This window comes from Micromonospora sp. 067-2, from assembly GCF_046549295.1.
Taxonomy (GTDB): Bacteria; Actinomycetota; Actinomycetes; order Mycobacteriales; family Micromonosporaceae; genus Micromonospora.
Map to the genome: position 1 here is coordinate 133,475 of NZ_JAJPWB010000009.1, position 23,537 is coordinate 157,011.

General features: G+C 74.9%; 15 protein-coding genes. 5 read left to right on the forward strand and 10 right to left on the reverse strand.

Annotation, left to right across the window (positions count from 1 at the left end; translation table 11 throughout):
- Positions 1–11 precede the first annotated feature (11 nt).
- On the forward strand, positions 12–1,250 hold the full coding sequence (mycP, locus tag ACLJN9_RS22330) for a type VII secretion-associated serine protease mycosin (RefSeq protein WP_410813439.1): 1,239 nt from the start codon (positions 12–14) through the stop codon (positions 1,248–1,250).
- Between the two features lie 31 nt (positions 1,251–1,281).
- On the opposite strand, the gene eccCa is transcribed toward mycP, so the two are convergent.
- Positions 1,282–5,223, reverse strand: coding sequence for a type VII secretion protein EccCa (gene eccCa / locus ACLJN9_RS22335; RefSeq protein WP_410813440.1), 3,942 nt, complete (start codon positions 5,221–5,223; stop codon positions 1,282–1,284).
- 178 nt (positions 5,224–5,401) lie between these two features.
- Between eccCa and eccD the strand changes: the two genes are divergently transcribed.
- The gene (eccD, locus tag ACLJN9_RS22340) at positions 5,402–6,772 is read left to right on the forward strand and encodes a type VII secretion integral membrane protein EccD (RefSeq protein WP_410813627.1); all 1,371 of its coding nucleotides are present in this window, start codon (positions 5,402–5,404) and stop codon (positions 6,770–6,772) included.
- A 1-nt stretch (position 6,773) separates the two neighbouring features.
- Entirely contained in the window at positions 6,774–8,180 is a 1,407-nt protein-coding gene (eccB, locus tag ACLJN9_RS22345; RefSeq protein WP_410813441.1) for a type VII secretion protein EccB, read from the forward strand.
- Here the strand turns inward: eccB and ACLJN9_RS22350 are convergent.
- The 7 genes from ACLJN9_RS22350 to ACLJN9_RS22380 form a co-directional block, all read right to left on the reverse strand.
- Positions 8,155–9,456, reverse strand: a complete 1,302-nt coding sequence (locus tag ACLJN9_RS22350) for a hypothetical protein (protein ID WP_410813442.1) — start codon at positions 9,454–9,456, stop codon at positions 8,155–8,157. The genes eccB and ACLJN9_RS22350 overlap by 26 nt on opposite strands.
- Positions 9,457–9,619: 163 nt before the next feature.
- Positions 9,620–10,405 (reverse strand): zf-HC2 domain-containing protein, encoded by a 786-nt coding sequence (locus ACLJN9_RS22355; protein WP_410813443.1) that lies wholly within the window; start codon positions 10,403–10,405, stop codon positions 9,620–9,622.
- 101 nt (positions 10,406–10,506) lie between these two features.
- Entirely contained in the window at positions 10,507–12,063 is a 1,557-nt protein-coding gene (locus ACLJN9_RS22360; protein ID WP_410813444.1) for a S8 family serine peptidase, read from the reverse strand.
- A 9-nt stretch (positions 12,064–12,072) separates the two neighbouring features.
- A complete protein-coding gene (locus ACLJN9_RS22365; protein ID WP_410813445.1) occupies positions 12,073–12,630 on the reverse strand; it encodes a sigma-70 family RNA polymerase sigma factor in 558 nt (185 codons plus the stop codon).
- A gap of 123 nt (positions 12,631–12,753) precedes the next feature.
- Positions 12,754–13,665 carry a hypothetical protein gene (locus ACLJN9_RS22370; protein WP_410813446.1) on the reverse strand — a complete coding sequence of 304 codons (912 nt, stop codon included), beginning with the start codon at positions 13,663–13,665 and terminating at the stop codon, positions 12,754–12,756.
- Positions 13,658–13,948, reverse strand: coding sequence for a hypothetical protein (locus ACLJN9_RS22375; protein WP_410813447.1), 291 nt, complete (start codon positions 13,946–13,948; stop codon positions 13,658–13,660). The genes ACLJN9_RS22370 and ACLJN9_RS22375 overlap by 8 nt, the downstream gene beginning before the upstream one ends.
- Complete coding sequence (locus ACLJN9_RS22380; RefSeq protein WP_410813448.1) at positions 13,945–14,232, reverse strand: hypothetical protein; 288 nt, start codon at positions 14,230–14,232, stop codon at positions 13,945–13,947. The genes ACLJN9_RS22375 and ACLJN9_RS22380 overlap by 4 nt, the downstream gene beginning before the upstream one ends.
- A gap of 26 nt (positions 14,233–14,258) precedes the next feature.
- Between ACLJN9_RS22380 and ACLJN9_RS22385 the strand changes: the two genes are divergently transcribed.
- Both ACLJN9_RS22385 and ACLJN9_RS22390 read left to right on the forward strand, forming a co-directional pair.
- The gene (locus ACLJN9_RS22385) at positions 14,259–16,487 is read left to right on the forward strand and encodes a hypothetical protein (RefSeq protein ID WP_410813449.1); all 2,229 of its coding nucleotides are present in this window, start codon (positions 14,259–14,261) and stop codon (positions 16,485–16,487) included.
- A complete protein-coding gene (locus ACLJN9_RS22390) occupies positions 16,487–18,892 on the forward strand; it encodes a hypothetical protein (protein WP_410813450.1) in 2,406 nt (801 codons plus the stop codon). Before ACLJN9_RS22385 ends, ACLJN9_RS22390 begins: the two co-directional genes overlap by 1 nt.
- On the opposite strand, the gene ACLJN9_RS22395 is transcribed toward ACLJN9_RS22390, so the two are convergent.
- The gene (locus tag ACLJN9_RS22395) at positions 18,870–21,128 is read right to left on the reverse strand and encodes an AAA family ATPase (protein WP_410813451.1); all 2,259 of its coding nucleotides are present in this window, start codon (positions 21,126–21,128) and stop codon (positions 18,870–18,872) included. The two genes, ACLJN9_RS22390 and ACLJN9_RS22395, sit on opposite strands and share 23 nt — an antisense overlap.
- Positions 21,125–23,527, reverse strand: coding sequence for a right-handed parallel beta-helix repeat-containing protein (locus tag ACLJN9_RS22400; RefSeq protein WP_410813452.1), 2,403 nt, complete (start codon positions 23,525–23,527; stop codon positions 21,125–21,127). The genes ACLJN9_RS22395 and ACLJN9_RS22400 overlap by 4 nt, the downstream gene beginning before the upstream one ends.
- Positions 23,528–23,537 lie beyond the last annotated feature (10 nt).

The window sequence follows — 23,537 nt, forward strand, 5'->3', positions numbered from 1 at the left end:
GGTGACTTCGGATGCGCAGCCGACGGCTCGTCTCCGCCACGACGGCCGGGCTCTCGGCCGTCCTGCTCGGCGCTGGTCCGGTGTGGGCGGCACCGGTCGTCCCACCGCTGCGTACCGGGCAGTGCCTGCCGGCGCCGTCCGCGTCGAACCCGGACATTCCGTGGCCGCAGCGGCACCTGACGCCGGAGCGGGCATGGACGCTCACCGAGGGCGCGGGTGTCGTCGTCGCCGTCCTCGACTCCGGGGTGGACGGTCGCAGCCCGCAGCTCTCCCGGCGGGTGCTGGCCGGTGTCGACCTGACGCGTGCCGGCGGCGGACGGGCCGACTCCGACTGCCTGGGACACGGGACGTTCGTGGCGGGCATCATCGCGGCGGCGCCCGCGGCGGGCACCGGGTTCGCTGGCGTCGCGCCCCAGGTACGGATCCTGCCGATCCGCATCACGGACCGACCGGAGGGTGCGCCGGAGGCGATCGCGACGGGCATCCGTACCGCCGTGGACCGGGGCGCGGACGTCATCAACGTCTCGGCCGGCACCACGGTACGGAGCCCGGCCATGGAGGCCGCGGTCCGCTACGCCGAGCAGCGCGACGTCGTGGTGGTAGCGGCGGTCGGCAACCGCGCCGAGGGGACCGGCGTCCGCACGTACCCGGCGGCGCTGCCCGGCGTCCTCGCCGTCGGGGCGATGGACACCGGCGGGCGGCGCTCCGACGCGGCCGGGCAGAGCGCACCGGTCTCCCTGGTCGCCCCGGGTGCGGACGTGGTCAGCATCGGTCCACGCGGTCCCGGTCACTGGCAGGGCAGCGGCACCAGCTACGCCACGCCGTTCGTCGCCGGGACCGCCGCGCTGGTCCGGGCCTACCGACCGGGGCTGAGCGCGGCGCAGATCCGGCACCGACTCCGGGCGACCGCCGACCTGCCCGCCGCGGAGCTGCCGGACACGCTGTTCGGCTGGGGCGTCGTCAACCCGATGGCCGCGGTGGCGACGGTGCTGCCCGAGGAGGGCAGGGCGGGCACGGTGACGGGTGCGGCGAGGCGCGCGGCGGCCCCGGACCTGGCGACGTCCGCCGAGGTGGGTCCGTTCCTGGCCGCCGGGGTGGCGCTCGTGCTGCTGGCCGTTGCCGGTGGTGCGGTCCTGGCCGTCCTCGGTCCCGCCGGTCACCGTCGCCGGTGGCGGCCGGCGCGGGCGGTCCACCCGTACCAGCCGGACCCTCCCCCGCCGTCCCCGGAGCCCGCCCCGCCGGTGCGGTGACCGCGACCGGCGGGGCGATTCTCCACCACGATCACTCGATGACGGGGGTCTGCACCAGACGTACGGTGCGCCGGCGGTCGATGTACTGGGCCCGGCCCACCGGCAGCGTGCGAGGCCGCACCCCGCCGAGGAAGGATCCCTCCTCGCGCGGGCAGGAGAAGAGCACCGCCGGGGTGCCCAGCTCCCAGGAGCGCCGGACGACCTGGTCCATCATGGCGCGGGAGGCGCCCGCGGTCCGCCGCGCCACGATCAGGTGCAGCCCGATGTCCGCGCCGTGCGGGAGCAGCGGCAGGAGATGTTGTAGCGGTTTCTCGGCCTCGGCCAGCTCGTAGTCGTCCACCAGGACGAAGATCCGACCACCGGTCCACCAGTCCCGCGACGGCAGCCGGCTCGGGATGACGTCCGGGCCCGGCACCCGGTCCTTGAGCAGCCCGGCCGCCTCCTGGAGGGCCGAGGAGAGCGAACCCGCGCTGACCGAGTAGCCGATCTGGTGGTCCTGCGGCACCGCGTCGTACAGCTCGCGGCCGAAGTCACCGAAGATGATCCGCGCCTGGTCGGCGGGGTGGTGCGCGGCGATCGAACGGGCCAGGTGGCGCAGCAGCGTGGTCTTGCCGGTCTCGGCGTCGCCGAAGATCAACAGGTGCGGGCTGGTGTCGAAGTCGTGCCACAGCGGTTCCAGCTTGACGTCGTCCAGACCGAGGGCGAGTTGGACGTCGGCGCTCGGCCGGGCGGCGGTCGGTGCGGGCAGCGCGGTGGCGGGCAGCCGGTTCGGCAGGAGCCGGACCTCCGGCGCGCGCGGCAGTGCTCCGGCGGCGACCGCGTCGACCAGGTCGGCGACCGCGTCGGCCAGGTCCTCAGTGCCGCTGTCACCGTCGACCCGGGGCAGCGCGCCGAGGAAGTGCAGGCGCTCCGGCACGATGCCGCGCCCGGGGATGGCCGGCACGGTGGCTGCGAACTTGCTGTTGATCTCGGAGTCGACCGGGTCACCGAGCCGCAGCTCGAACCGGGTGCCGAGGACGTCACGCAGCCAGGGCCGCATCTCCGCCCAGCGGCGTGCGGCGACGACGAGGTGCACGCCGAAACCCAGGCCGCGGGCGGCGATGTCGGTGAGCCGGGGCTCCAGCTCCTCGAAATCCTGCCGTACGGAGAACCAGCCGTCCACGACGAGGAACACGTCGCCGTACGGGTCCTGGTCGCGCAACCCGCCGGTGGCACGGATCCGGCGGTAGCTCGCCATCGAGTCGATGTTGTGCCTGCTGAACAGGTTCTCCCGGGCGGCCAGCACGTTCGACAGCTCCAGCACGGTCCGGGTGACCCGGTCCCGGTCCAGGCGGTTCGCCACCGAGCCGACGTGCGGCAGCCCGGCGAGCGAGGCGAGGTTGCCGCCACCGAAGTCGAGGCAGTAGAACTGCACGTCGTCCGGGCCGTGGGTGAGCGCGAGCGCGCAGATCAGCGTCCGCAGCAGGGTGCTCTTGCCACTCTGCGGCCCGCCCACGACGCCGACGTTGCCGCGCCCACCGGACAGGTCGGCGAGGAGCAGCTCACGGCGTTGCTGGGCGGGCAGGTCGAGCAGCCCGACCGGGACGGTCAGCGGTTGGTAGCCGCCGATCGGGCACAGGCCCCGGGCCGGGTCCTCGGTGAGTGGTGGCAGCAGCCGGTCCAGGGTGGCCGGTTCCCGCAGCGGCGGCAGCCACACCTGGTGCGCGGCGGGGCCGAGACCCTGCAACCGCTGGAGCAGCACCTCGGCGAGCATCGGCGGCTTCTCGCCGTCCACGTCGTCGGGGACGTCCGGTGGCGCCGCGACCGGCTCGACGTGCCCGGTGCCGAAGGCGACCAGGCCGGTCTGCGCGGGACCCCGCCGGGTCCGCCCGGCCCGCCGGTACGGGCCGGAGGAGTAGGCGGCCTTGAACCGGGTCAGGGTCTGGATGTCCGAGCGCAGGAATCCGTTGCCCGGTACGTTCGGCAGCTCGTACGCGTCCGCGACGCCGAGCACGCTGCGACTCTCCATGGCGGAGAAGGTGCGCAACCCGATCCGGTACGACAGGTGCGACTCGATCTGGTGGATGCGTCCCTCGTCGAGCCGTTGGCTGGCGAGCAGCAGGTGCACGCCGAGAGACCGCCCGAGCCGGCCGATCATCGCGAAGACCTCGATGAACTGCGGCTTGCTGGTCAGCATCTCGCTGAACTCGTCGACCACGACGAGCAGGGCCGGCATCGGCTCCAGCGGGGCGCCCTCCACGCGCGCCCGTTCGTAGTCGCGCCGGGAGGCGTGGTTGCCGGTGGCCCGCAGGTGTTCCTGGCGGCGGACCAGCTCGCCGGTGAGCGCGTCGCGCATCCGGTCGACCAACTCCAGCTCGTCGGCCAGGTTGGTGATCACCGCCGCGGTGTGGGGCAGCCGGTCGAAGCCGAGGAACGCGGCGCCACCCTTGAAGTCGACGAGGACGAGATTGAGCTCGGCCGAGGTGTGCCGGGTGGCGAGGGCGAGCACGAGCGTCCGCAGCAGCTCGCTCTTACCGGAGCCGGTCGCGCCGATGAGCACGCCGTGTGGGCCCATGCCGTTCTCCGCGGCCTCCTTGAGGTCGAGCTCGATCGGGGCACCGGTGGTGGAGATGCCGATCGGAACGCGCAGCCGTTGCGCGGCCGGCCGGTTCGCCCGGTAGGCGTCGGGGTCGAAGTCGTACAGGTCGGCGATCCCGAGCAGACCGGCCAGGTCGTAGTCGGTGGCCAGCGGCTCCTCGGTGTCGACGGCCTGGCCGATGCGGTAGCGGGAGATGCTGCGGGCCAGCGCGTCCACCATCGGCAGGCCGAGGGCGTCCGGGCGGCACAGCCGGTCGCGCGACGGCTTGCCGAGGTGGTCGAAGGTGACCAGGTGCAGGTCGTCCGGGGTCACCTCGGCGACCAGGGTCTGCGCCCGGGCCTGCACGTCGATGGCGCCGGCGGCGTCGAGGACGACGGTGTTGCGGTAGCCCTCCACGGCGAGCCGGTGCTCGGCGTGGATCGTCGGCCCGTCGAGCACGATCACGGTGAACGGTTCGGACGCCGTGATCGGGGTGTCCGGCTCGAACGCCGGGCGGTCGGCCACGCCGAGCGTGGCGAGCAGCGCGTCGAGCCCGGGCAGGTCCGCGGCGACGAGGCGGCGGGCGCCCGCCCCGTCGGGCTCGTCGTCGTGCTGCGCGTGCGGCAGCCATTTCAGCCAGTCCCAGTCCCGCTCCCGGCCGGCTGCGGCCAGGCACACGACGACCAGGTCACCGGGGGCGTGCGCGACGGCGAGTTGGGCGAGCATCGCGCGGGCGAGACCGCGAGCGGCGGCCGGGTCGCCGGTGAGTTGGACGCGGGCGAATCCTCGCAGGTAGACCGCGACCGGCGCCTCGTGCAGGGTGGAGTAGGCACGGATGAAGCGGCGCAACGCGTGCGCGGCCATCGGCTCCAGTTCCTCGACCGGCTTGCTCTGCGGCGCGGCGAGTGTGGTCGTCGACTTCCGGACGCCGACGCCCACCCGGACCTCACCGAAGTCCTCGTGCGCGGTACGGCGTTCCCACAGTCGGCGGCTCAGCGCGTGCGACCAGAGCGCGCGGGGGTCGGGGTGCTGCCAGCGTGCCGCGCGGTACTGGTCGACGAGCGCGGTGCGGGCCCGGCGGCGGATCTGGGTGAGGTACCGGTGGTAGTCGCGCCGGTCACCGTGCATGCGTTCCTTGTGTTCACTGGCCGCCCGGAAGAACGGCACGACGACGCCGGCGAGCACCGACACCGCCATCAGACCCATGCCGATGTACGCGAGCACACCCGCGTCGCGCCGGACGAAGACGAGCATCATCGCCATCGACCCGAGACCCATCGGAATGTAGAGCCAGATCTGCCCCATCCCACCCGCGGCCGGCTCCGGCACCGGCGGTGGCGGCTGGAGTTCGATCTCTCCCGGTGGCGCCACCGGACCAGCGGTGCGTGGGCGGCGGACGAAAGGCGTGGTGCCCACCCGCGTACTCCCGTCGTTCGTGGAGGTTTTCCCCCGACCTGAGGCCGGGCCCGCGACGGCGGGACCGGTGGGATGCCGCCGCCACTAGCGTGGCGGCCCTGATCTGGCGAGATCTGGTCGGCGTTCCGCGACAGGAGGGAATCGGGTTCGAACGATGGACGAACTGGTTCAGCATCGCATGGCAGCGCCGGTAAGGCTACGTTTTGTCCTGAAGGATGCGGTTGCTGACATGGCGGTGCCGGTCGAGACACCGCTGATCGACGTCCTCCCCGTGGTCCTGTCCACCCTCGACCCGCAGGCCGGCGACCACGGCGCCGGCCACGACGGCTGGGTCCTGCAACGGCTCGGCGAGGCGCCGCTCGACGAGGAGCGCACCCCCACCGACCTCGACCTGCTCGACGGCGACACCGTGCACCTGCGGCCACGGGCCGCCGCGCTCCCCCCGATCGGCTACGACGACCTCATCGACGGGCTCGCCGAGCAGGTCGAGCGGCACCAGGGCACGTGGACGACAGGCCGGCTGAGGGCACTGCTGCTGACGTTCGGCGGGCTGGCCGTCCTGACCGGCCTGCCGGTGCTCGCGCTGGGCGGGCCGGCGACGTACCGGGCGCTGGCCGCCGCGACAGCCACACTGCTGCTGATCGGCGCGGCGGGCCTGGCCAGCCGGGCCGCGACCGACCCGGTGGCGGGAACCCTGCTGGCCGGCTGCGCCGCCGCGTACGCGGCCGCGGCCGGGTGGACGGCGACCCAGTGGGCCGCACCCGGCACCTCCTGGACGGTCACCGTCTCGGCGGTCTGCCTCTGCACACTCGCCGCGGTCTGCGCCGGCTTCGCCGCGGTCGCCGACGGCGCACTGCTGTTCACCGGCACGATCACCGCCCTGCTGCTGGCCGGCACGCCAGCCGTGGTCGCCGCCGCCGGCGGATTCGACAGCCAGCGCGTCGCCGGGACCACCCTGGTCGTCACGCTGATCGTGATGATGGCGCTGCCGCTGCTGGCGTTCCGCCTCGGCGGGCTGCTGCTGCCGATGATGCCGCGCCGGCCGGAGCAGCTCTCCGACGACATCGACCCCATCCCGTACCGGCTGGTGGTGGAACGCGGCAACGCTGCCGTCGGTCACCAGTCCGCGCTGCTGATCGGGGTCGGGGTGGCGCAGCTGCCGCTGGCCGCCCTCCTGGTGCTGCCCGGCGGCACCTGGCCCCGGGTCCTGGGCCTGGTCACGGCCGCCCTGCTCCTGCTGCGTGCGCACCACCTGACCAGCGCCATCCAGCGGTGGACGGTGCTGGTCCCGGCGACCGCCCTCGTCGTCCTGGTGCTGCTGGGCTGGAGTGGTGAGCAGCCGTTCTACCTGCGTGTCGTGGCGCTGCCGGTGCTCGCCACGATCGGCCTGGCGTTCCTCGCCGCGAGCACGATCCTGCCAGGACGGCGGCTCCGGCCATACTGGGCGCGGGCCGCCGACATCCTCGAACTGGTCGTCGCCCTCGCGGTCCTGCCGGTGCTCGGCGCGGTGCTCGGCGTGTACACCGCGATCCGGGCCTGGGCCGGCTGAGGTGCGCTCGCGCAGGGACCAGGTCCAGGCATACCTGTTCGAGGCCGGGCGGCTGATCGGCGCGCTGATGAAGGGCCGCCCGGAGGGTGACGACCCGCCGCACCGGCGGTTCACCATCGGAGCGGCCGTCGGCCTGCTGCTCACCGTGCTCATCGCGGCCGGCTTCGGAATCTATGGACTGCTCCGCCCCGGCGGCAGCGAACAGTGGCGCAGGCCCGGCTCGATCATCGTCGTCAAGGAGACCGGGGCCCGGTACCTGATGCTCGGCGGCGAGCTGCGGCCGGTGCTCAACTACACGTCGGCGGCGCTGATCCTGCAGAGCGCCGCCCCGGTGCGATCGGTCTCGCGCAACTCGCTGACCGGGGTGCCGATCGGGGCGCCGGTGGGGATCCCGGACGCGCCGGACGCGGTGCCGACCGGCAGGCAGCTCTACCGGGGCGCGTGGACGGTCTGCACCCGACGCCCGCTGGACCGCACCAGGGCGGAACGCACCACCCTGGTCCTCGACGACGTGCCGGGCCGGGACCCGGGCGCCCTCCTGGTCTCCACCCCCGACAACGGGCTGCACCTGGTGTGGCAGGGCCGCCGGTACCGGCTCGCCGGTGACCAGACCCGGGTCGCGCTGGGTTACGGCGGCACGCCCCCGGTACGGGTCAGCGAGGCGTGGCTCAACCCCATCGACTCCGGGCGCGACCTGGTCGTGCCGGTGATCGCCGGGCGCGGTCAGGCCGGGCCGGTGGTCGCCGGCATCCCGTCGGTGGTCGGGCAGATCTTCGAGGTGGCGAACCCGGCGCTCGCCACCCGCGAGCTGTACCTGGCCCGGATGGACGGGTTCGCGCCGCTCAGCCGTACGGTCGGCGCACTGCTGCTCGGCGACCCCGCCAGCCGGCGCTCGTACCCCGGTTCGGCCCCCCGTCCGATCCCGGTGGACGCCGACGCGATGCAGGCCGCGCCCGTGCTCGGCGGCGGTGAGTACGTCACCGGCTTCCCCGCCGAGCCCCCGCCCCTGGTCAACGACCTGCGCGGGGCGGTGCCGTGCATACGGCACAGCGTCGCCTCCGGCAGCGTACGGTCCGAGACGCTCGCGGTCGCCGACGCGGAGCTGGACCGGGCGGTCACGGTGCCCGCCTCCCCGGGGACCGCCGGCCTGGCGGACGAGGTGGTTCTGCGCACCGGCAGCGGGCTGCTGCTGCGCGACCGACCGGCGCCCGGCGCGGTGCCCGGCGGCGTCTACCTGGTGGCCGAGTTCGGGGTCAAGTTCCCGCTACCGGACGACAAGACGACCGACTCGCTCGGCTACTCCGGCGTGTCCCCCACCGACGTGCCCCGGGAATTCCTCGCCATGTTGCCCAGCGGGCCGGCGCTCGACCGGGACGCCGCGCTCACCGGCCGGACCTGGGGCCGCTGATGCGCCCACCATCCGTAGCGGCCGGCGCCGCCTCGCTTCCGGCGTGGACCAGGACGTCGACCTCGTCCGGCACGATCGTGGTGCGCGCCCGCTGCTGCGGGGTGAGCCGGGCGACGAGCCCGGACAGCAACGTCCGCACCTCGGGCGGCGGCGGTTCACCCGGCAGACCGACCAGGATGGTGAGCCGGGTGCCGTCGGTCGGGCGGCGGCGGGGGTCGTCCCGGTCGTCAGGCAGGTGCGCCGGTCGGACCCACAGTCCCCATGCCGTCGGCTCCACGACCCAGCCGTCGGTGAGGCGGTAGGTGTCACCGTCCCTGGGCATCCCGGCGACGACCGCCGGCGGCGTCACCGCAGTCGGAGCCCGCTCCGGCGCGCACCTGAGCCGAGACACCGGAGGAATCCACCAATCCCCAGCGTCGGGGTCCACCGAGGCGGACACCAGGCGGTGCTCGTCGTCCAGGGCGGGCAGACCGGTCGCCACCTCCACCGGCCTTCCCCACCGGCCGACGAGATCGCTGGCGAGATCCACCACCAGCGAGAGCGGTACGCCGTACGGCGTCAGCAGCACCGACGGGTCGAGCGCGTCCAGGACGGTGCGGACCGCCCGCGGGTCCGGCGGAGCGAGACCGGGACGGCCGACCACCACCACGGCCCGCCGACTGTCCGGCGGGATGGCGTACACCGGGTCGTCGTACGAGACCGGCGTCCGGTCGGCTGTCTGCCGGTGCAACCACAGCCCCGCCGGCACCGACCGTGCCCGCAGAGCGCCCCCGGTGTGCCGGGCGACCGTGTCGATCTCCGGTTCCCATTCCGGGCGGGGGTGGCGCAGACCGGCCGGCGTCGATGGCCCGGACCCGGTGGACAGTCGCCAGCCCGCGTCCGCGTACAGGGTGCCGCCGGGCACCAGCAGCACCGGCCCGTCCGGGGCGTACACGTCGGCCTGCACCTGCCGGGACAGGGCGGCGGCCGGGGACGCGTCGCGGTCCGGCGTGGCACCCGACCCGAGCGCGGTGCCAGCGCCGGAGATGCCCAGCCGGACCGCTGTGCCGGGCTGGACCAGCGCCGGAAGGGCCTCGGTGATCGCCGCCCAGTCCTCCGGACCGGCGACCTCGCCGACGACGGTCACCACGCCGGGCGCGGTGGGCAACTGCGCGGCCCCGACGGCGACGACGCCGCCCGGGTCCGGGCCGACCACTGCCACACCGTCGGCCAGCCAGCGCAGAGAACCGGAGGGTGGTCGGCGCGGCCCGGGATGGGGGGCTGCGGGCGGTGACATCAGGGGCGGGCCACCGGTGGATTCGTCCAATGGGACTGGTCGGGCGTCATGCAGACGACGCCCTCGGACCGGCGTGGCGTACGCCGCCAGGGGTGGGCATCAGGCGATCGTAGGCGTTCGATGCTTCCTGTGGGCGACCGGCGACTGAGAGTTTGTCGAATGGTTAACCGGGCGGGGCCGGCGTGCTGCTGGTGCGGCGGACCGTCGCGGCGACGACCAGCGCGCCGTCGGCAGCCGTCACGCTGAACCGCTCCAACTGGTCCATCGGCACCGGGCGCGCTCCGGTGAGGTCCTGGGCCTGCCCGGTGCCGGTCAATCCGGCGATGTCGTAGCTGTTGCCGGCCACGTCGGTGACATAGAACCGGTAACTCCGGCCCGACTCGAGGCCGGACACGGTGGCCCGCACGGCGGCATCACCGCCATTGGGCGACACGGTCACCGACAGGACGGCGCCACTGGCACTTCCCCCGGAGTCCGCGACGAGCGCGACCGGCGGCGGCGAGTCGTTCAGGACTGATTGGCCGAGCACGCCACCGATGGCCAGCAGGACCACCAGCACCAGACCACCCGCGGCCAGCAGCGGCTTGCGGCGAAGCTGACCGCGGGTGCGCGACCCCGGTCGGGTCGGCCCGGACGGCCGGGACGTCGGGCGTCGGTCCGCGCCGGCACGCGACGGCAGGGCGGGCGCCGCCGCCGGACGCGCGCCCCGGTGCGCCGTCGTCGCGGCGACCGGCACGCCGAAGTCGGCGACGAGTTCGCGCCTGTCCCCCTCTCCCAGGACGGCCAGCGCTAGCACGGCGTCGCCGAGGATCCGGCTCTCCTCCAGGCAGTCGGCGCAGTGGGCGAGGTGCTCCTCCACCTCCCACTGCTCGCTGCCCGAGATCCGGCCGGCGACGTAGAGCGCAATCTTGCCGCGCAGCTCCGGCTCGTCACATCCGATGTCGCCCACTGGGCCTCAAGTCCTCATGTCCCTGGTCGCCCCCCGTCCACACATCCCCCTGCCACCTGGAGAACGAGTGCGACCGAGTGCCGGTTCAGCCGTGGAGGATTTCATCGTCCGCCGCTCGGTGCCGACGTTTCCGGCTCGGAAGCACCTGCCGGTTCGGCGGTGACAGACTGCTCGCCAGGACCGTCGGATTGGCGGCGGGTGGAGCGGCGCAGCCGGATCACCAGCAACGCACCGGCCACCAGGGCGGCCACCATGGTGAGCAGGATGGCGACCTGCGCCACCGCGCCGGCGCCGGCGACTCCGCCGCTGGTGCCGGCAGACTCCGGCGGCACCGACTCGGTCTCGTCCGGCAGATCCTCGACGACCGCGGCCTCCGGGTCGATCATCCCGTGCCCGTAGGGGCTGCCGGTCGGCGCTGCGCCCATCTCGTCCGCGGTCAGCACGATCCGGCGGGCGACCTGGACAGCCGACAGCCGTGGGTGCGCCGCCCGCACCAGCGCCGCCTCCCCGGCGGCGAGCGCCACCGCGTACCGCGTACCGCTGCCGACGAACCCCGTGGTGCCGGTGATACCGAGGCTGGAGACGTTGACGCCGGGCGCGACGACGTCCACGGTGTCGGTCGCGTACTCCTCGGCCGCCTTGCCGTCCGCGCTCACCCCGCCGACCAGCAGCAGGTACTCCGGCAGCAGGTCGGCCGCCCCGGCGTTCCCGGCGCCAGCGGGGGCGCCCGCGATCACCACGACGTCGCGGGACAGTGCCTGTTCGATCGCCCGTCGTACGCCTTCGTCGGTGACCGTGACGTGGTCGCCCAGGGCGATCACGGTGGCGCCGGCGGAGGCGGCCACCTCGATGGCGGCGGCCTGGTCGGCCGGGCCCACCGGCTTGCCGTCGGTGGCGATCCGGATGGGCAGCACGACCGCGTCGGGCGCGATACCGGCGAAGCCGCCACCCGACGGGGCGCTCGCGGCGATCAGGCCGGCCATCGCGGTGCCGGTGCCGAGGCAGTCGGTGTCGCCGCGCCGGCCACCGGAGACCAGGTCCGCGCCCTGCGCGACCCGACCGGTCAGCTGCGGCAGCCGGCCGTCGACCCCGGAGTCCACCACGGCCACCAACTGCCCGGCGCCCCTGGTCCGCGACCACACCCGGTCCGCGGCCAAGCGGGTGGTGGCCCAGGTGGACCGGTCGCTCGCGACGGTGGCGGCCACACACCTGCCGCCCGGCCGGGACGTCGGCAGCGGGTCAGGGCCCGACGGCGGGGTTCCCGGCCCGGTGGGGGTGGACGGGGACGTCACCGTGGCCGACGGGTCCCCCGGCCGGGTCGGCAGCACGCCGTACTGCACGCCGGGTCCGACGGCGTCCCAGGGCAGCACGACGTACCACCCCGGAGTCAACCGGTCCGGATCGGTGAGCGCCTTCCCGTCCGGTTGCCGGCGGCCGCTGTTGAGGTTGAACAGCTCGTCGGCCCGCCCGGCGTCACCCAGGTAGCGCCCGGCGATGTCGGTAAGGGTCTGCCCCTGACCTGAGCCGCTCGCCGTGACCGTGGCGTACAGCACGTACTCGTCGACCGCGGCCGTGGCCGGGGCGGCCGGCGCCAGTACGGCGAGCAGCGCGACCACCAGGCCGGCCACCGCCCCCCGGAGCGTCGATCGGACCGTCACCACGGCCTCCTAGCGCGCGAAGTCACGTTTCACCAGTTCCTCGTGCAGCGCCCGGAGCGCGTAGAACGTCCGGGACTTCACCGTCCCCTCGGGAACGGACAGGTTACGGGCCGCCTCGGCGACCGAACTCTCCCGGAAGTAGATCTCGATCAGAGCGCTGCGTAGCCGTTCCGGCAGCGACGCGACCGCCTCCCGGACGGTCCGCGCGTTCAGTAGCCGGTCGACCTCGTCCTCGGCCACCTCGCGGTCGGCGATGCGCTCGTCGAGCACCTCGGTCGTACGCCCCTGCGCCGACCGCATGTGGTCGATGGCGACGCGCCGCGCGACGGTCATCAGCCAGCCCCGGCTCCACTGCCCGTCGGCCGTGCGCGCCTCCGGATGGTTCCACGCGCGGACCAGGGTCTCCTGGAGGATGTCCTCGGCCAGCGCGCGGTTGCCCAACAACATGCGCGACAGGTAGTTGAGCACGACCGGGCCATGGGTCCGGTACGCGACCCCGAGCGCCTCGTCGTTCGCCGGAGGGCGTGCCAACTCGCCGGACGCCGCCTGCGCGGTGACCTGATCCACGGAAACCATAACGATGCCGCCGAATGCCGGGTTCACGGACGGCGACACCCTACTGAAGGATCGTCGGTCCCCTGGGGACCGGGACCTGCGCAAATCCTCCCCGACATCAAGATGTGGCATAGGTCACAGTGGCGTCATCGAGTCGCGGACGACCCTCGCCGTCGCCACCGTCGCGCCACCCGGCTGCGAGACGCTCAGGTAGGCGAGGTCGTCCACCGGCACGTCCGCCGACCCCGACCAGCGGACCGGACCGGCGCCACCGGTCAGCTCGCCGAGCAGACTCAGCTCGCCGTCCACGGTGGTCGCGTACACCTGGTAGGAGGCTCCTCGGACCAGGCCGCCGACGGTCAGCTCCACGCCCAGTCCGCTCGTCCCGCCGCGGACGACCGCGCGCAGGTCGATCCCGGCCGCGTCGCCGGACGCGGCGGTCGCCACGATCGGGCCCGGCGGGTTTGCCTGGGACGCTCGGTAGAGCACGGTGGTGCCGGCGGTCACGGCCACCGCGAGCAGGACCGACGAGACCGCGAGCGCGGGTGACCAGCGGCGCGGGCGGCGGTGCGAGTGCGGTCCGACGGAGAGCGGACCGGTGGCGGGGCGGGGCGGCAGGTAGGTCAGCGAGGCCGGGCGTGACCTGCGGACGGCAGTGGACGGCGCCGACCGGGCCGGAACGGCCGGCGGACCCGGCCGCGCCGCCGTCGCCGACGGGAGGGCCGCGATGGCGAGCGGGTACGACGGCGCTTGCGCCGTGGTGACGGCACTCGGCACACCGAACTGCTGTGCCGGCGGGCGGAGCAGGAGCGGTGCGACGGCGGCCGGAGCAGGGGCGGGCAGCTCGCGCAGCAGGGTGTCCGGTGCGGAGCGCAGCACGTCGAGCAGGTCGACGACCCGGGTGATGTCGTCGCGTTCGGACCGGCAGGCCGGGCAGTCGGTCAGGTGGCGAGCCACCTCCGAGCGTTCGGTGTCGCTCACCCGGCCGATGGTGAGCAGACCCACCCTCGCCCGCATGATCGCGTCCTCGCAGTGCATCTCAGTCATCCCGGCCCGCCACGTCACCGGCGTTCCAGCCAGCGTCGCCACCGACCGGCCAGCTTCCCTGCAACGCACCGCCGATCAGCGTGAGGATGCCGGTACGGCCGAGCAGGCCGTCCACCGCGATGGCGCACTCGTGCGACGGCCGCAGCGCGGCCTGCTCAACGCCGGGGGCGGCGGGGGTGATCGGCTCCACCATCCGCCGGAGGGTGGCCAAGCGGTCGGCGAGACCCGCCGCCAGCTCCCCGATGGCGGGACCCGGATCGGCTTCGTATGGTGTGCCGGTCATCGTCGTTCACCCGCCGCCGACTCCAGGTCGCGGCTCGACGACGCGGCGGACGCCCGAAGATCGGCCACGATGTCGTTCAACGCGTCGTCGAGCATCCGGGCGTAGATGTCGAACCCGACAAGCAACGCCTGCAACCGCAGGGGAGCCATCCGCAGTCGCTCGGGGTCGAGCCGTCCAAGCTGGACTCGCAGCCGGTCGACCTGTTCATTGATCTCCACAACGGCGGCACGGCATCGGTCGGCACCATTGCCCTCGCCGGACGAATACGGTGTAATTCCGCTCATAATGCCTCCACAATCAGGAGCTCACCATGGAAACGGACGGCAGGGCTCGGCTGTTCACGATCCGAGCCACGGATCGCGGGAACACTTCGGCGGTCCTGGTCGGGGTGGTGTTCGCGGTGCTCCTGGTGCTGATTCCGGCCCTCTCCGCGCAGGCGTACGCGGCACCGGCGCCCTCGGCCGCCACGCAGAGGTTCTATGTGGTCGGTGCGCCGGTCGACGGCCAGCGCGAGTTCCTCTTCGCCATCGCCGCCCAGTGCCTCGGCGACGGCAAGCGCTACCGCGAGATCTTCGATCTCAACCGAGGGCGACCCCAGCCCGACGGCAGGGTCATGAACGATCCGACCGTCGTCGAGCCCGGCTGGATCCTGCTCCTACCGGACGACGCACGGGGCCCCGGTGTCCGTGCCGGCCCGTTGCCGTCCGTTCCGCCGCCGAGCGACCTCCCGTCCGCCGGCACCCCGGCGGCACCCGCCGAGGCCGAGCCGGAGGCCGACGAGGGTGGGGTGTCCCCCAGCCTGCTCGCCACCGTGGCCGGTCTGCTGCTGGCCGCGCTTGCCGTGCCGCTCCTGCTGCGCCGCAGCCGGCGTGTCCCGGCGTCGGCCGGTCCGTCCCCCGGGAACGCCGGGACGTCGCGCCCGCACGAGACGCGGGCGGACACCACCGCCACGATCGCCCCGCCCACTGCGGCCGGCATCGTCAAACTGCCGCTCGTCCGCGGGCTGCCCCGGCCAGAGCCGGCCCCCGAGCCATCGGTCACCACCCGCCCCTCCGCCGCGCCCGTGGCCTCCACACCCCCGGCCCTCGCGGGTCCGGCCACACCACCGTCGAGCGCGGCCCGGCTCACCTCGGCCGGACCCTCCGACCCGCCGCCGGTCCACCCGCGATCACCCGCCGCTCCCCCGCCCGTCGGCACGGCGTCCCCCGACGCTCGACCCGACGGCTCCAGCGGCACGCCATGGGCGCCAACCGCGAACCCGGCCGCGACGCCGGGCGCGACGGGAACGGCGGGTGAGCCGGAGAGGGCAGCGTCGGCACCGGCAGCTCCACCACCGGTGGAGCGACCCCCCGCCGTCTCCCTTCCGCCGGAGCGGCGAACCACCGTCTCCCCACCGGTGGCACCACAGCCCGCGCAGCCCCGGACCGAAGAGCCGCAGCCGCCCGCGCCACAGGCCGCCGAGCCGCAGCCGCCCGCGCCACAGGCCGCCGAGCCGCAGCCGCCCACGCCACAGGCTGCCGAGCCGCAGCCGCCCGCGCCGCGACCCGGCATGCGGCCTCAGCCCGTCGCACCGCAATCCGGTGTCCCGCCCCGGCCTGCCCCGACGCGGCCCGCGCCGCCGCCGGCCCTCGCGACGCCGCTCGCCTCCCCGCGGCCCGTCAGTCCACCACCGGCCGCCACGCCCCGACCTGTCACGCCGCTGACGCCCACCACCGCGCCGAACCTCGTGTCCGCGCCACTCGCGTCCGCCCGCCCCACGCCGGTGCCCGCGCCTCGGCCGGCGGCGGACGACCTCCCGCCCTCCACCGCCCGGCTGATCCCGGTGGAGTCGCCGGAGCCGCCCGCCGAACCCGCGCCGGGCGGTGACCGGGACGCCGCCGACCCGTCAGCGGCGACGCCCGCGCCGGTGGTCACCGGGCTGCGGCGTGCCATCGCGCTGCCCACCGGCGACCTGCAACGCGTCGCCGGCATCGGCTCGCTGGCGGCGACGGCGCCGGGCTGGTTCCCTCCCCTGGTCACCGAGCTGGACGCCGACGGGACGCCCACGACCGTCCGGCTGGTCGGCGCGCGGCCGGCGCGCTGGGGCTCGGCGTACGGGTGGCTGGAGGAGAGCTGGCGTCCGCCACCGTCGAGCATTCCGGTGGTGCTCGGCGAGCACGACGGCCGGCGACTGTGGGTCGACCTGGCCGCCGTTCCCGACGTGCTCACCCTCGGCGGTGACGAGGACGCCTGCCGACGGCTGGGCGTACGGCTGCTCGACCAGCTCGGCCCGACGGTGGACGTCGTCGTGGTCGCCGACGCCCTCGGCGCGGGGCTGCTCCCGCAGCGGTGCCGTCGCCTGGGTTCCGTGGAAGAGTTGGCGGGGCTGGAGCCGGCTGCGCTGCGGGTGGTCTTCTGCCCGGGGGCGGCGGCGGGCGTCCTGTGGCGGGAGCGCCGATCGCTTGCCGGGTCGGGGCAGCGCACCGTACCGGTGGTGGTCGGCGAGGCTCCGCCGGCTCGATGGTCCGTACGCGCGATGGCAGAAGGGCCGGCGATCTGATGCGACAGCCCCGCACCCCCGAGTCTCCGGCGGACGTGCTGAACCGGGACGTCAACGATCGCCCCTCGCCGGTGCCCGGCCTCGCCGACCTGGTACTGGTTCGCGGCGACGAGGGCGGGCTTGCCCTGCCGGCCGATCCGGGGGCGGCGCTCAGCGTCGACACCCTGGCCGATCTCGCCCGCGCTGCCGGTGCCGGTGAGCAGGACCTGCGGGTGCTGATGGACGACGGCGCCCGACAGGCGGCACTGTTCGGCCGGTTGGCGGACGCGCTGGGCCGCGACGTACTGGTGACCCCCGCGGGGGCGACGGTGCAGCCGACGCCGGCGGCCGGAGGCCGTACGGAGGCCGTGCCGGTGAACCGGGCGAGCGGCGCGGTGGTCGACTGGATGCTGGTCCAGCCGGCGGCGCTGCGCACCGGGCTGCCGGGCTGGTACGACCTGGCGGGTGGCCTGGTCCTGCACCGCGGCGGGCTGGTCACCCTGCCGCTACCGAACGGTCTGGAGTTCGCCGACCGGGAAGGTTACGTCGTGCGGCGGACGGCGGCAGCCCGGCTGGGCGCCTCGCACCCGGACCTGGTCACGGTGGCGCTCGCCACCCGCGGTGGCGGCTTCGTGCTCTCCACCTACCGGGGGCGCAGCGGCGTGCACGGCGCCGACGAGGTCGCCGCGGCGCTGTCCTCGATCCCGCTCTACGGCGGTGACCTGCGGCTGTGGCTGCGCTGGCCGCTGGACCCGGCCGAGCAGCGGCTGCTCGACGCCCAGGTGCGCGCGCTGGCCGAGGCGACCGGCGCGACGGTGTGGACGCCGCCGGTCGGTGCCGAGGCGGTGCTGCTGCGAGGCTGCCAGGACCTGGCCGCGCGGGACCGGTCGGGGCAAGCGGTGCCGTGGCGGCCGGTCCGTCCCCCGTACGTGTCCGGCACGTCGGTCTTCGACACCGACCTGGACGGGCGGCTCACCCCGGCGGACGGGGTCACCATCGCCTCGGCCGGTGAGGTAGCGCTGATGAGCATGTCGCAGCGGCGCGAGGCGACGATGCGGGACCGGTATCGGGAGCTGACCGCCGAACCGGGTAGCACTCTCGTCGACCTGACGATCCTGGAGGACGGGCGGCTGGGCCTGCGGCACGGCGACGGCAGTGTGCTGGCCGCGGGTACCGCCCAGCTTCGCCGGCTGCTGGAGATGTCCGGCTGGCACGGCGGCGATCTGATGCTGCTCACTCCGGTGCCGCCGGAGTGTGTTGACGGCCTGCACGAGCATCTGCGGGTGCTGGAGGACGAGTTGGCTGTCGAGGTGTGGACGCTCACACCCGGCGCCGTGGTGTCCGTACAGGACGGTCTGCCGCGTGCGGTGGACGAGCAGCGGCTCCCGGCGTGCTGGCAGCGGGCCGCGGGCGCGGGTGCGGCCCCGGTGGGGAGCCGCTGGCGCGACGAGGACGGCTGGCTGGTGCCGCTGCGGCAGCCGGCCACCGGGCCGTCGCTCGACGCCGCCGTGGTGGCGGAGCCGGCCGCGATGGCCCCGGAGACCCCCGGTCCACTGCCGCCGCCCAGTCCGCGCCCGCCGCTGGCGGTATCCGCGCGGGGCAGTCGACCGCACGGCGTCCGGTGGCTGACCGAGCGACCGGAGGTCAACGCGGCGCCGGTGCGGCTGTGGCTGTCGTCGCCGTGGCCGGCGCAGCGGGTCGCGGTCGAGGGGGTGCCGTCGGCGAATCTCTACCTGGTCGGTCACCTGGCGGGCGGTCCGCTGGCCCGGACCGCGCCGCAGCGGCACCTGCTGTACCTGCGGGTGGAGGCGGGCGGCGCGGTGGACCTGGGCCGGGTGGGCACCGATCTGCCCGCGGACCTGCGGCACCAGGCCACCGAGGGCACGTTCCTGTTACCGGCGGGATGGCTGGACCTGGCCCGCCTCCAGCAGGGCTACCGCGTGGACGAGACCGGGCAGCCGCACGATCCGGTAGACCTGCCCGTCCACCCGCTGACGCTGCGCTGCAAGGGCGCCCGGCACGGCGCTGACGGCCTCCCGAACGAGGTCGTGTTCGCGCCGCGTGGCGGGCGGCTGTGGGCGGTGGTGCCGGACCGACCGGACACCACGGGTCCGGCCGCCGACCTGCTGGTGCTGCTGGCGCGGCGGCCCGCCGTGCGGGACGGTCACCGGCTGGTCCGGCTCCAGGTCGCCGCGAACCGCGCGGTGGACGTGCCGGCCAGCGCGGCCGTGCTGGCCGGGCTGACGTCGGTGCGGTCGCGGCTGCCCGAACTGGTCGCGGACGGGGTGACGATGCTGCTGCCCAGCCGTTACTACGACCGGACGACTGTGGACCAGGTGCTGCACGCCGAGAACGGCCGGTGGCGGCACCGGGCCAAGGGCATCGCGCTGCCGCTGTCCAGCCTCATCGCGCCGGACCGGCGCTGACGGCGGAAACGCCGCTGCCGAACGTCCCGGCCAGCACCGCGCTGGCCAGCTCGACCCGGGACCGGTAGCCGCTGCGGGCGAACAGGCGGCTCAGTCGACCCTCCACGCTCTTCTCGCTGTTCTGGGTCGCGGCGGCCAGCTCCCGGTTGGACAGTCCGTCGGCGACGAGCACGGCGAGCAGCCGGTCGCCCTCGGCGACGGTCTCTGCGCGGCCGGCGACCGGGGCACCACGTTCCCGGGCCAGTTGCCGGAGCCGGGACCGGTGCACCAGCGCCCCGAGGCCGCCGAGGATGGCGTACGCCTCCACGAGCGCCACCGGATCCTGTCCCGCCCAGCGCACCGTACGTTCCAGGGTGCGCGCCAGCTCGTACGGCTGGCCCAGGGCCCGCGCCCGCTGCACCGACTCGGCCGCCGCGGCGACGTCCCGGTCGACGATCATGCGGACGACAGCCGCCGGGTACGCGGACAGCGCCGCCCCACGCGCGGCTCGCGTCGTGCCCGTGTCTTCCTGTTCGACGGCCAGTTCGGCGGCGAGCACCCACAGCTCGGCGGTGGCGGACACCTCGAGCGCGGCGCGCAGCGTTCGGGCCGCCGCTCGCGGGTCACCCAGAGCGCGGTGCAGGTCGGCGCGGGCCGGCGCCAGCAGGTGCGACGGTTGGTCGGTGACGGCGTCCAGCACGGCGCGGGCACGGCTCGGCCGGCCCTGGGCCAGCAGCACCTGGGAGGCGACGCCGGCGACCGGCGAGCCGGTCCCGGACTGTCCGGCGGCCTCGGCCAGAACGGCCCCGTCGAGGGCCGCCGTCCATCGGCCGGCCCGGAAGTCGAGCAGGCAACGGTCGGCCAGGAGCAGCCGTGCCGATACCAGGTCCCGGTCCCGATCGCGGGAGGCGGACGCCGGCCTCCGCTCGCCGTCGCCGGCCCTGCGCACAGTGGTTCCGGCGAGCAGGGCCGCGGCCTCGACGTGCTGGGCCGGGGTGAGATCGTCGGCGTGGGCGGTCAGCAGGGGCTCCAGGACCCGGGCCACCTCGTCACGGAGCCCTTGCCACAGTGCGGCCGTCGCCCCGCTCAGGGCGGCCTCCACGTGGTCGGTCGCCGAGCCGCTGAGCTCGGCCGCGGCGGTCCACCACCGCGCCGCGTCGGCCGGTGAGCGCCCGGCCTCCGCGCTCGCCGCCTCCCGCAACCGCGCGACCGCCAACTCCGGGTCGACCGACCCGCCAGCCTCGACGAGACGGTCCGGTAGGTAGTGCGGGTCGGGCACGGCGGACGGATCACCACGCAGCGCCTCGACCGCGACCCGGGCGATCCGGCGCCGTTCGTACGGGCCGTGGCCGGCGACGAGGCCGAGCGCCAGGGCCGGCGAGGTGACGGTCCAGCAGCCCGACCCGGAGCGGACCACCCCTTCGGTACCCGCCGCGGCGAGGTGCCGGCGCACCTGCTCCGCGCTCAGATCGAGGGCCCGCGCGACGAGCGCGGGCGCGGCCGGGCCGAACGGTTGCAGCACGGCGAGAGCGCGCGCCACCGCGCGCGCCGACCGGCCGAGCCGGTGCACCGGCCGCAGGAGCTGGTGTCCGGGCGGGATGACCGGGACAGCGGTCGGGTCGCGCAGCCCGGCGCGGCCGTCGGCGACCACGAGGTGCCCGGCGGCGCGGTAGCCGGTGACGACCGCGTCGATCGCGGCGGGCACGCCGACGGCGTATCGGCGTACCGCGGCGGCCAGGTCCTCGTGCGGCGTGGCGCGCAGCAGTCGGGCGACGAGCGCGTCGGCGTCGTCGGCCCGCCGGGGACGCAGCGGGACGACGCGGGCACGGAGACCGGGCCGCAGGCGCGGGACCGGCGTACCGCCCCCGGTCCGGACGGCGGCCAGGCACCGGATGGGTGGGCCCGCCGGGTCGGCGAGGACGTCCCGGATCACCTGCACCGACTCGGTGTCGGCCCACTGGGCGTCGTCGAGGACGAGCAGCAGCCCGGACCGGCGGCGCAGCAGGCCGGCGAGCGCGACGGCCGGCGGCTCGACGGCCCGACCGGACGCGCCGGACGGGCTGAGCGCGGCGAGGACGCGCCCGGCCAGGTACCACGGTTCGCCGCGATCCTCCGGCGCCAACCGCAGCGCCAGCACGGGTGTGCCCTGCCGGGCGGCGGCGTCCGCGGTGGCCCGCAGCGCGTGGCTGCGGCCGATACCGGCCGGCCCGGTGACCACGGTGAGCCCCGCCCCGCCGAGGAGGTCGACACCCGTCATGCGTCCACGCCGAAGTCGGCAGCGGTGAGCAGCCGCATGTCCGCGTCGGTCAGCCGGTCGGACGCGGCGAGCCGGGACGCCTGCCGGTCGGCCATCCGTTCGAAGACCTTGCGGGCGGTACGGCCGTTGCCGAACGTCCCCGTCCTCGGGATGGCCTCGAAGTGCTCCAGCAGCAGCGCTGTCGCGTCCTCGTCCAGCTGGTAGTCGTGCCGGCGGCACTGCTCCTCGACGATGGTCACCAGCTCGGCGGCGCTGTAGCTGAGGAACTCGATAGTCCGGCTGAACCGCGATTCGAGGCCGGGGTTGGTGTCCAGGAAACGCTGCATCTCGGCGGAGTAGCCGGCGGCGATGACCACGATGTCGTCACGGTGGTCCTCCATCAGCTTGACCAGGGTGTCGATCGCCTCCCGGCCGAAGTCGGGGCCGGTGCCGCCCCGGCCGGTGCTGAGGGTGTACGCCTCGTCGATGAACAGCACACCACCGAGCGCCCGGTTGAACGCCTCGGTGGCCTTGATCGCGGTGCCACCGATGATCTGGGCGACCAGATCGGCACGGGCCACCTCGACGAGGTGCCCGGACCGCAGCACACGCAGGTCGGCGAGGATCGCGCCGTAGAGCCGGGCGACGGTGGTCTTGCCGGTGCCGGGCGGCCCGGCGAAGACGAGGTGCCGGGCCATCGGCGGGGCGCTGAGGCCGGCCTCCCTACGGCGCTGCGACATCTTGTTGAGATTGATCAGCGACGACACCTCGTGCTTGACGCTGGACAGGCCGACCAGGTCGTGCAGCTCGGTGAGCGGGTCACCGGCACGGCGAATCTCGGCGCGGTCCGGTGGCGGGGCGTCGACGTCGGCGTACGCGGTGCCGGCGGCGGTCGTCCCGTACGCGTCCGGGGCACCGTTGCGGACGCTGGTCAACGCGTCCACGGTCAGCTCGCCCGGCACCAGCTGGCGCAGCCCGGACCCGCGGTTGTCGCGTACCGCGCAGCCGGTCAGACGCACCTGCTCGGCGGTGGCGATGGTGACGCCGTTGCCGGCGTTGCCGTCGAACTCCGAATCCGCGAGCGCGGCGGTGCCGCCGGCGGCCACCACGCACCCGTCGGCCCGGCTCTCGCGTACCCGGCAGTGGGTAAGCGACAGCTCGGATCCGACACCCGCCTCGACCCCGGCGCCGCCGGATCCGGCGATGTCGGCGTCGGTGCAGGTCAGCACGGCGTTCGTGACCTGGAGGCCGGTGGCCGTGGCCCCGCGCAGGCTGAGCCCGGTGACGGTGGTGCGGGTCGCGTCGTCGACGGCGAGCCCGTGGCCGCCGGGCCGGTCCACGGTGGTGTTCTCCAACGTGCCGCGCGCGCCACCGGTGACCACGACGGCCGTGCCGGCGCAGCCGGACACCTGGAGGCGGCGGAAGAACGGGTCGGCGCCGCCCTCGATCCGGACCGCCACGTCGGCGCCGCCCTCCACCTCCAGCTCGCTGAACTCGGGTGTCGAGCGTTCGTCCACGCTCACCGCGGCGGCGCCCGCCCCGACGACCGCGCACCGCTCGACGACACCGGCGGCCTGCCCGCCGAAGCGGAGGCCGTGCCGACCCGGTGAGCGCACCGCCACCCGGGTCAGCCGGGGCGCGCACCGACTGCTGACGAACACGCCGTCATGCCCGTTTCCGGCGATGGTGCTGTCCGCAATGGACACCGCTCCGCTGGTGGCCAGGTACGCCCCGATGCCGTCGCCACCGGTGACGGTCAGCCGGCGGATCACCGCCGCGGCCTGTTGTTCCACCGCGAGGGCCGGCTTGGCCGCGCCGATGATCTCGCAATCCTCCAGGTCGACGGAGGCGCGCCCGTTGAGGCACACGCCGTTGCCGCCGGCGCCCTGCACGGTGCTGGCCCGCATGCGCAGGACGCCGCTCTCGCCGACCACCACGCCGGAGGTGCCGAGCTGGACGAGGCGGCAGTCGTCGAGGACGCTGCCGGTCGCGGCGGTGACCACCACCCCGGCACCGGCCTGGTTGGTGACACGGCTGCCCCGCATGGTCAGGGCGGCGCGGCCGAGGACGAAGACGGTCGCCCAGGCAGCCGCGGTCAGCTCGCACTCGGTCACCGCGAGCTGACCGGCCTCGAAGGCCACGGCCGGGCTGTCCGCGTCGAGCGCCTCGATGGTCAGCGCGTTGAGGGCCGCGGACTCAGCGGTCAGCACGACCACCGGACCACTGGCCGCGGAGATCTTGACGGTGCCCGGGCCCTCCTCGGCGGCCACGGTGACCACCTTGTCCAGCACCAGGTTCTCCGGGTAGTGCCCCGGCGTCACGGTGATGAGCGCGCCGGGCTCCGCCCGCTGCAACGCCTCGCGAATGCTGCGGCAGGACCCCGCGGCGGTCCGGGAGACGAGGATCCTCTTGCTGTTCACGCCGGGTGGT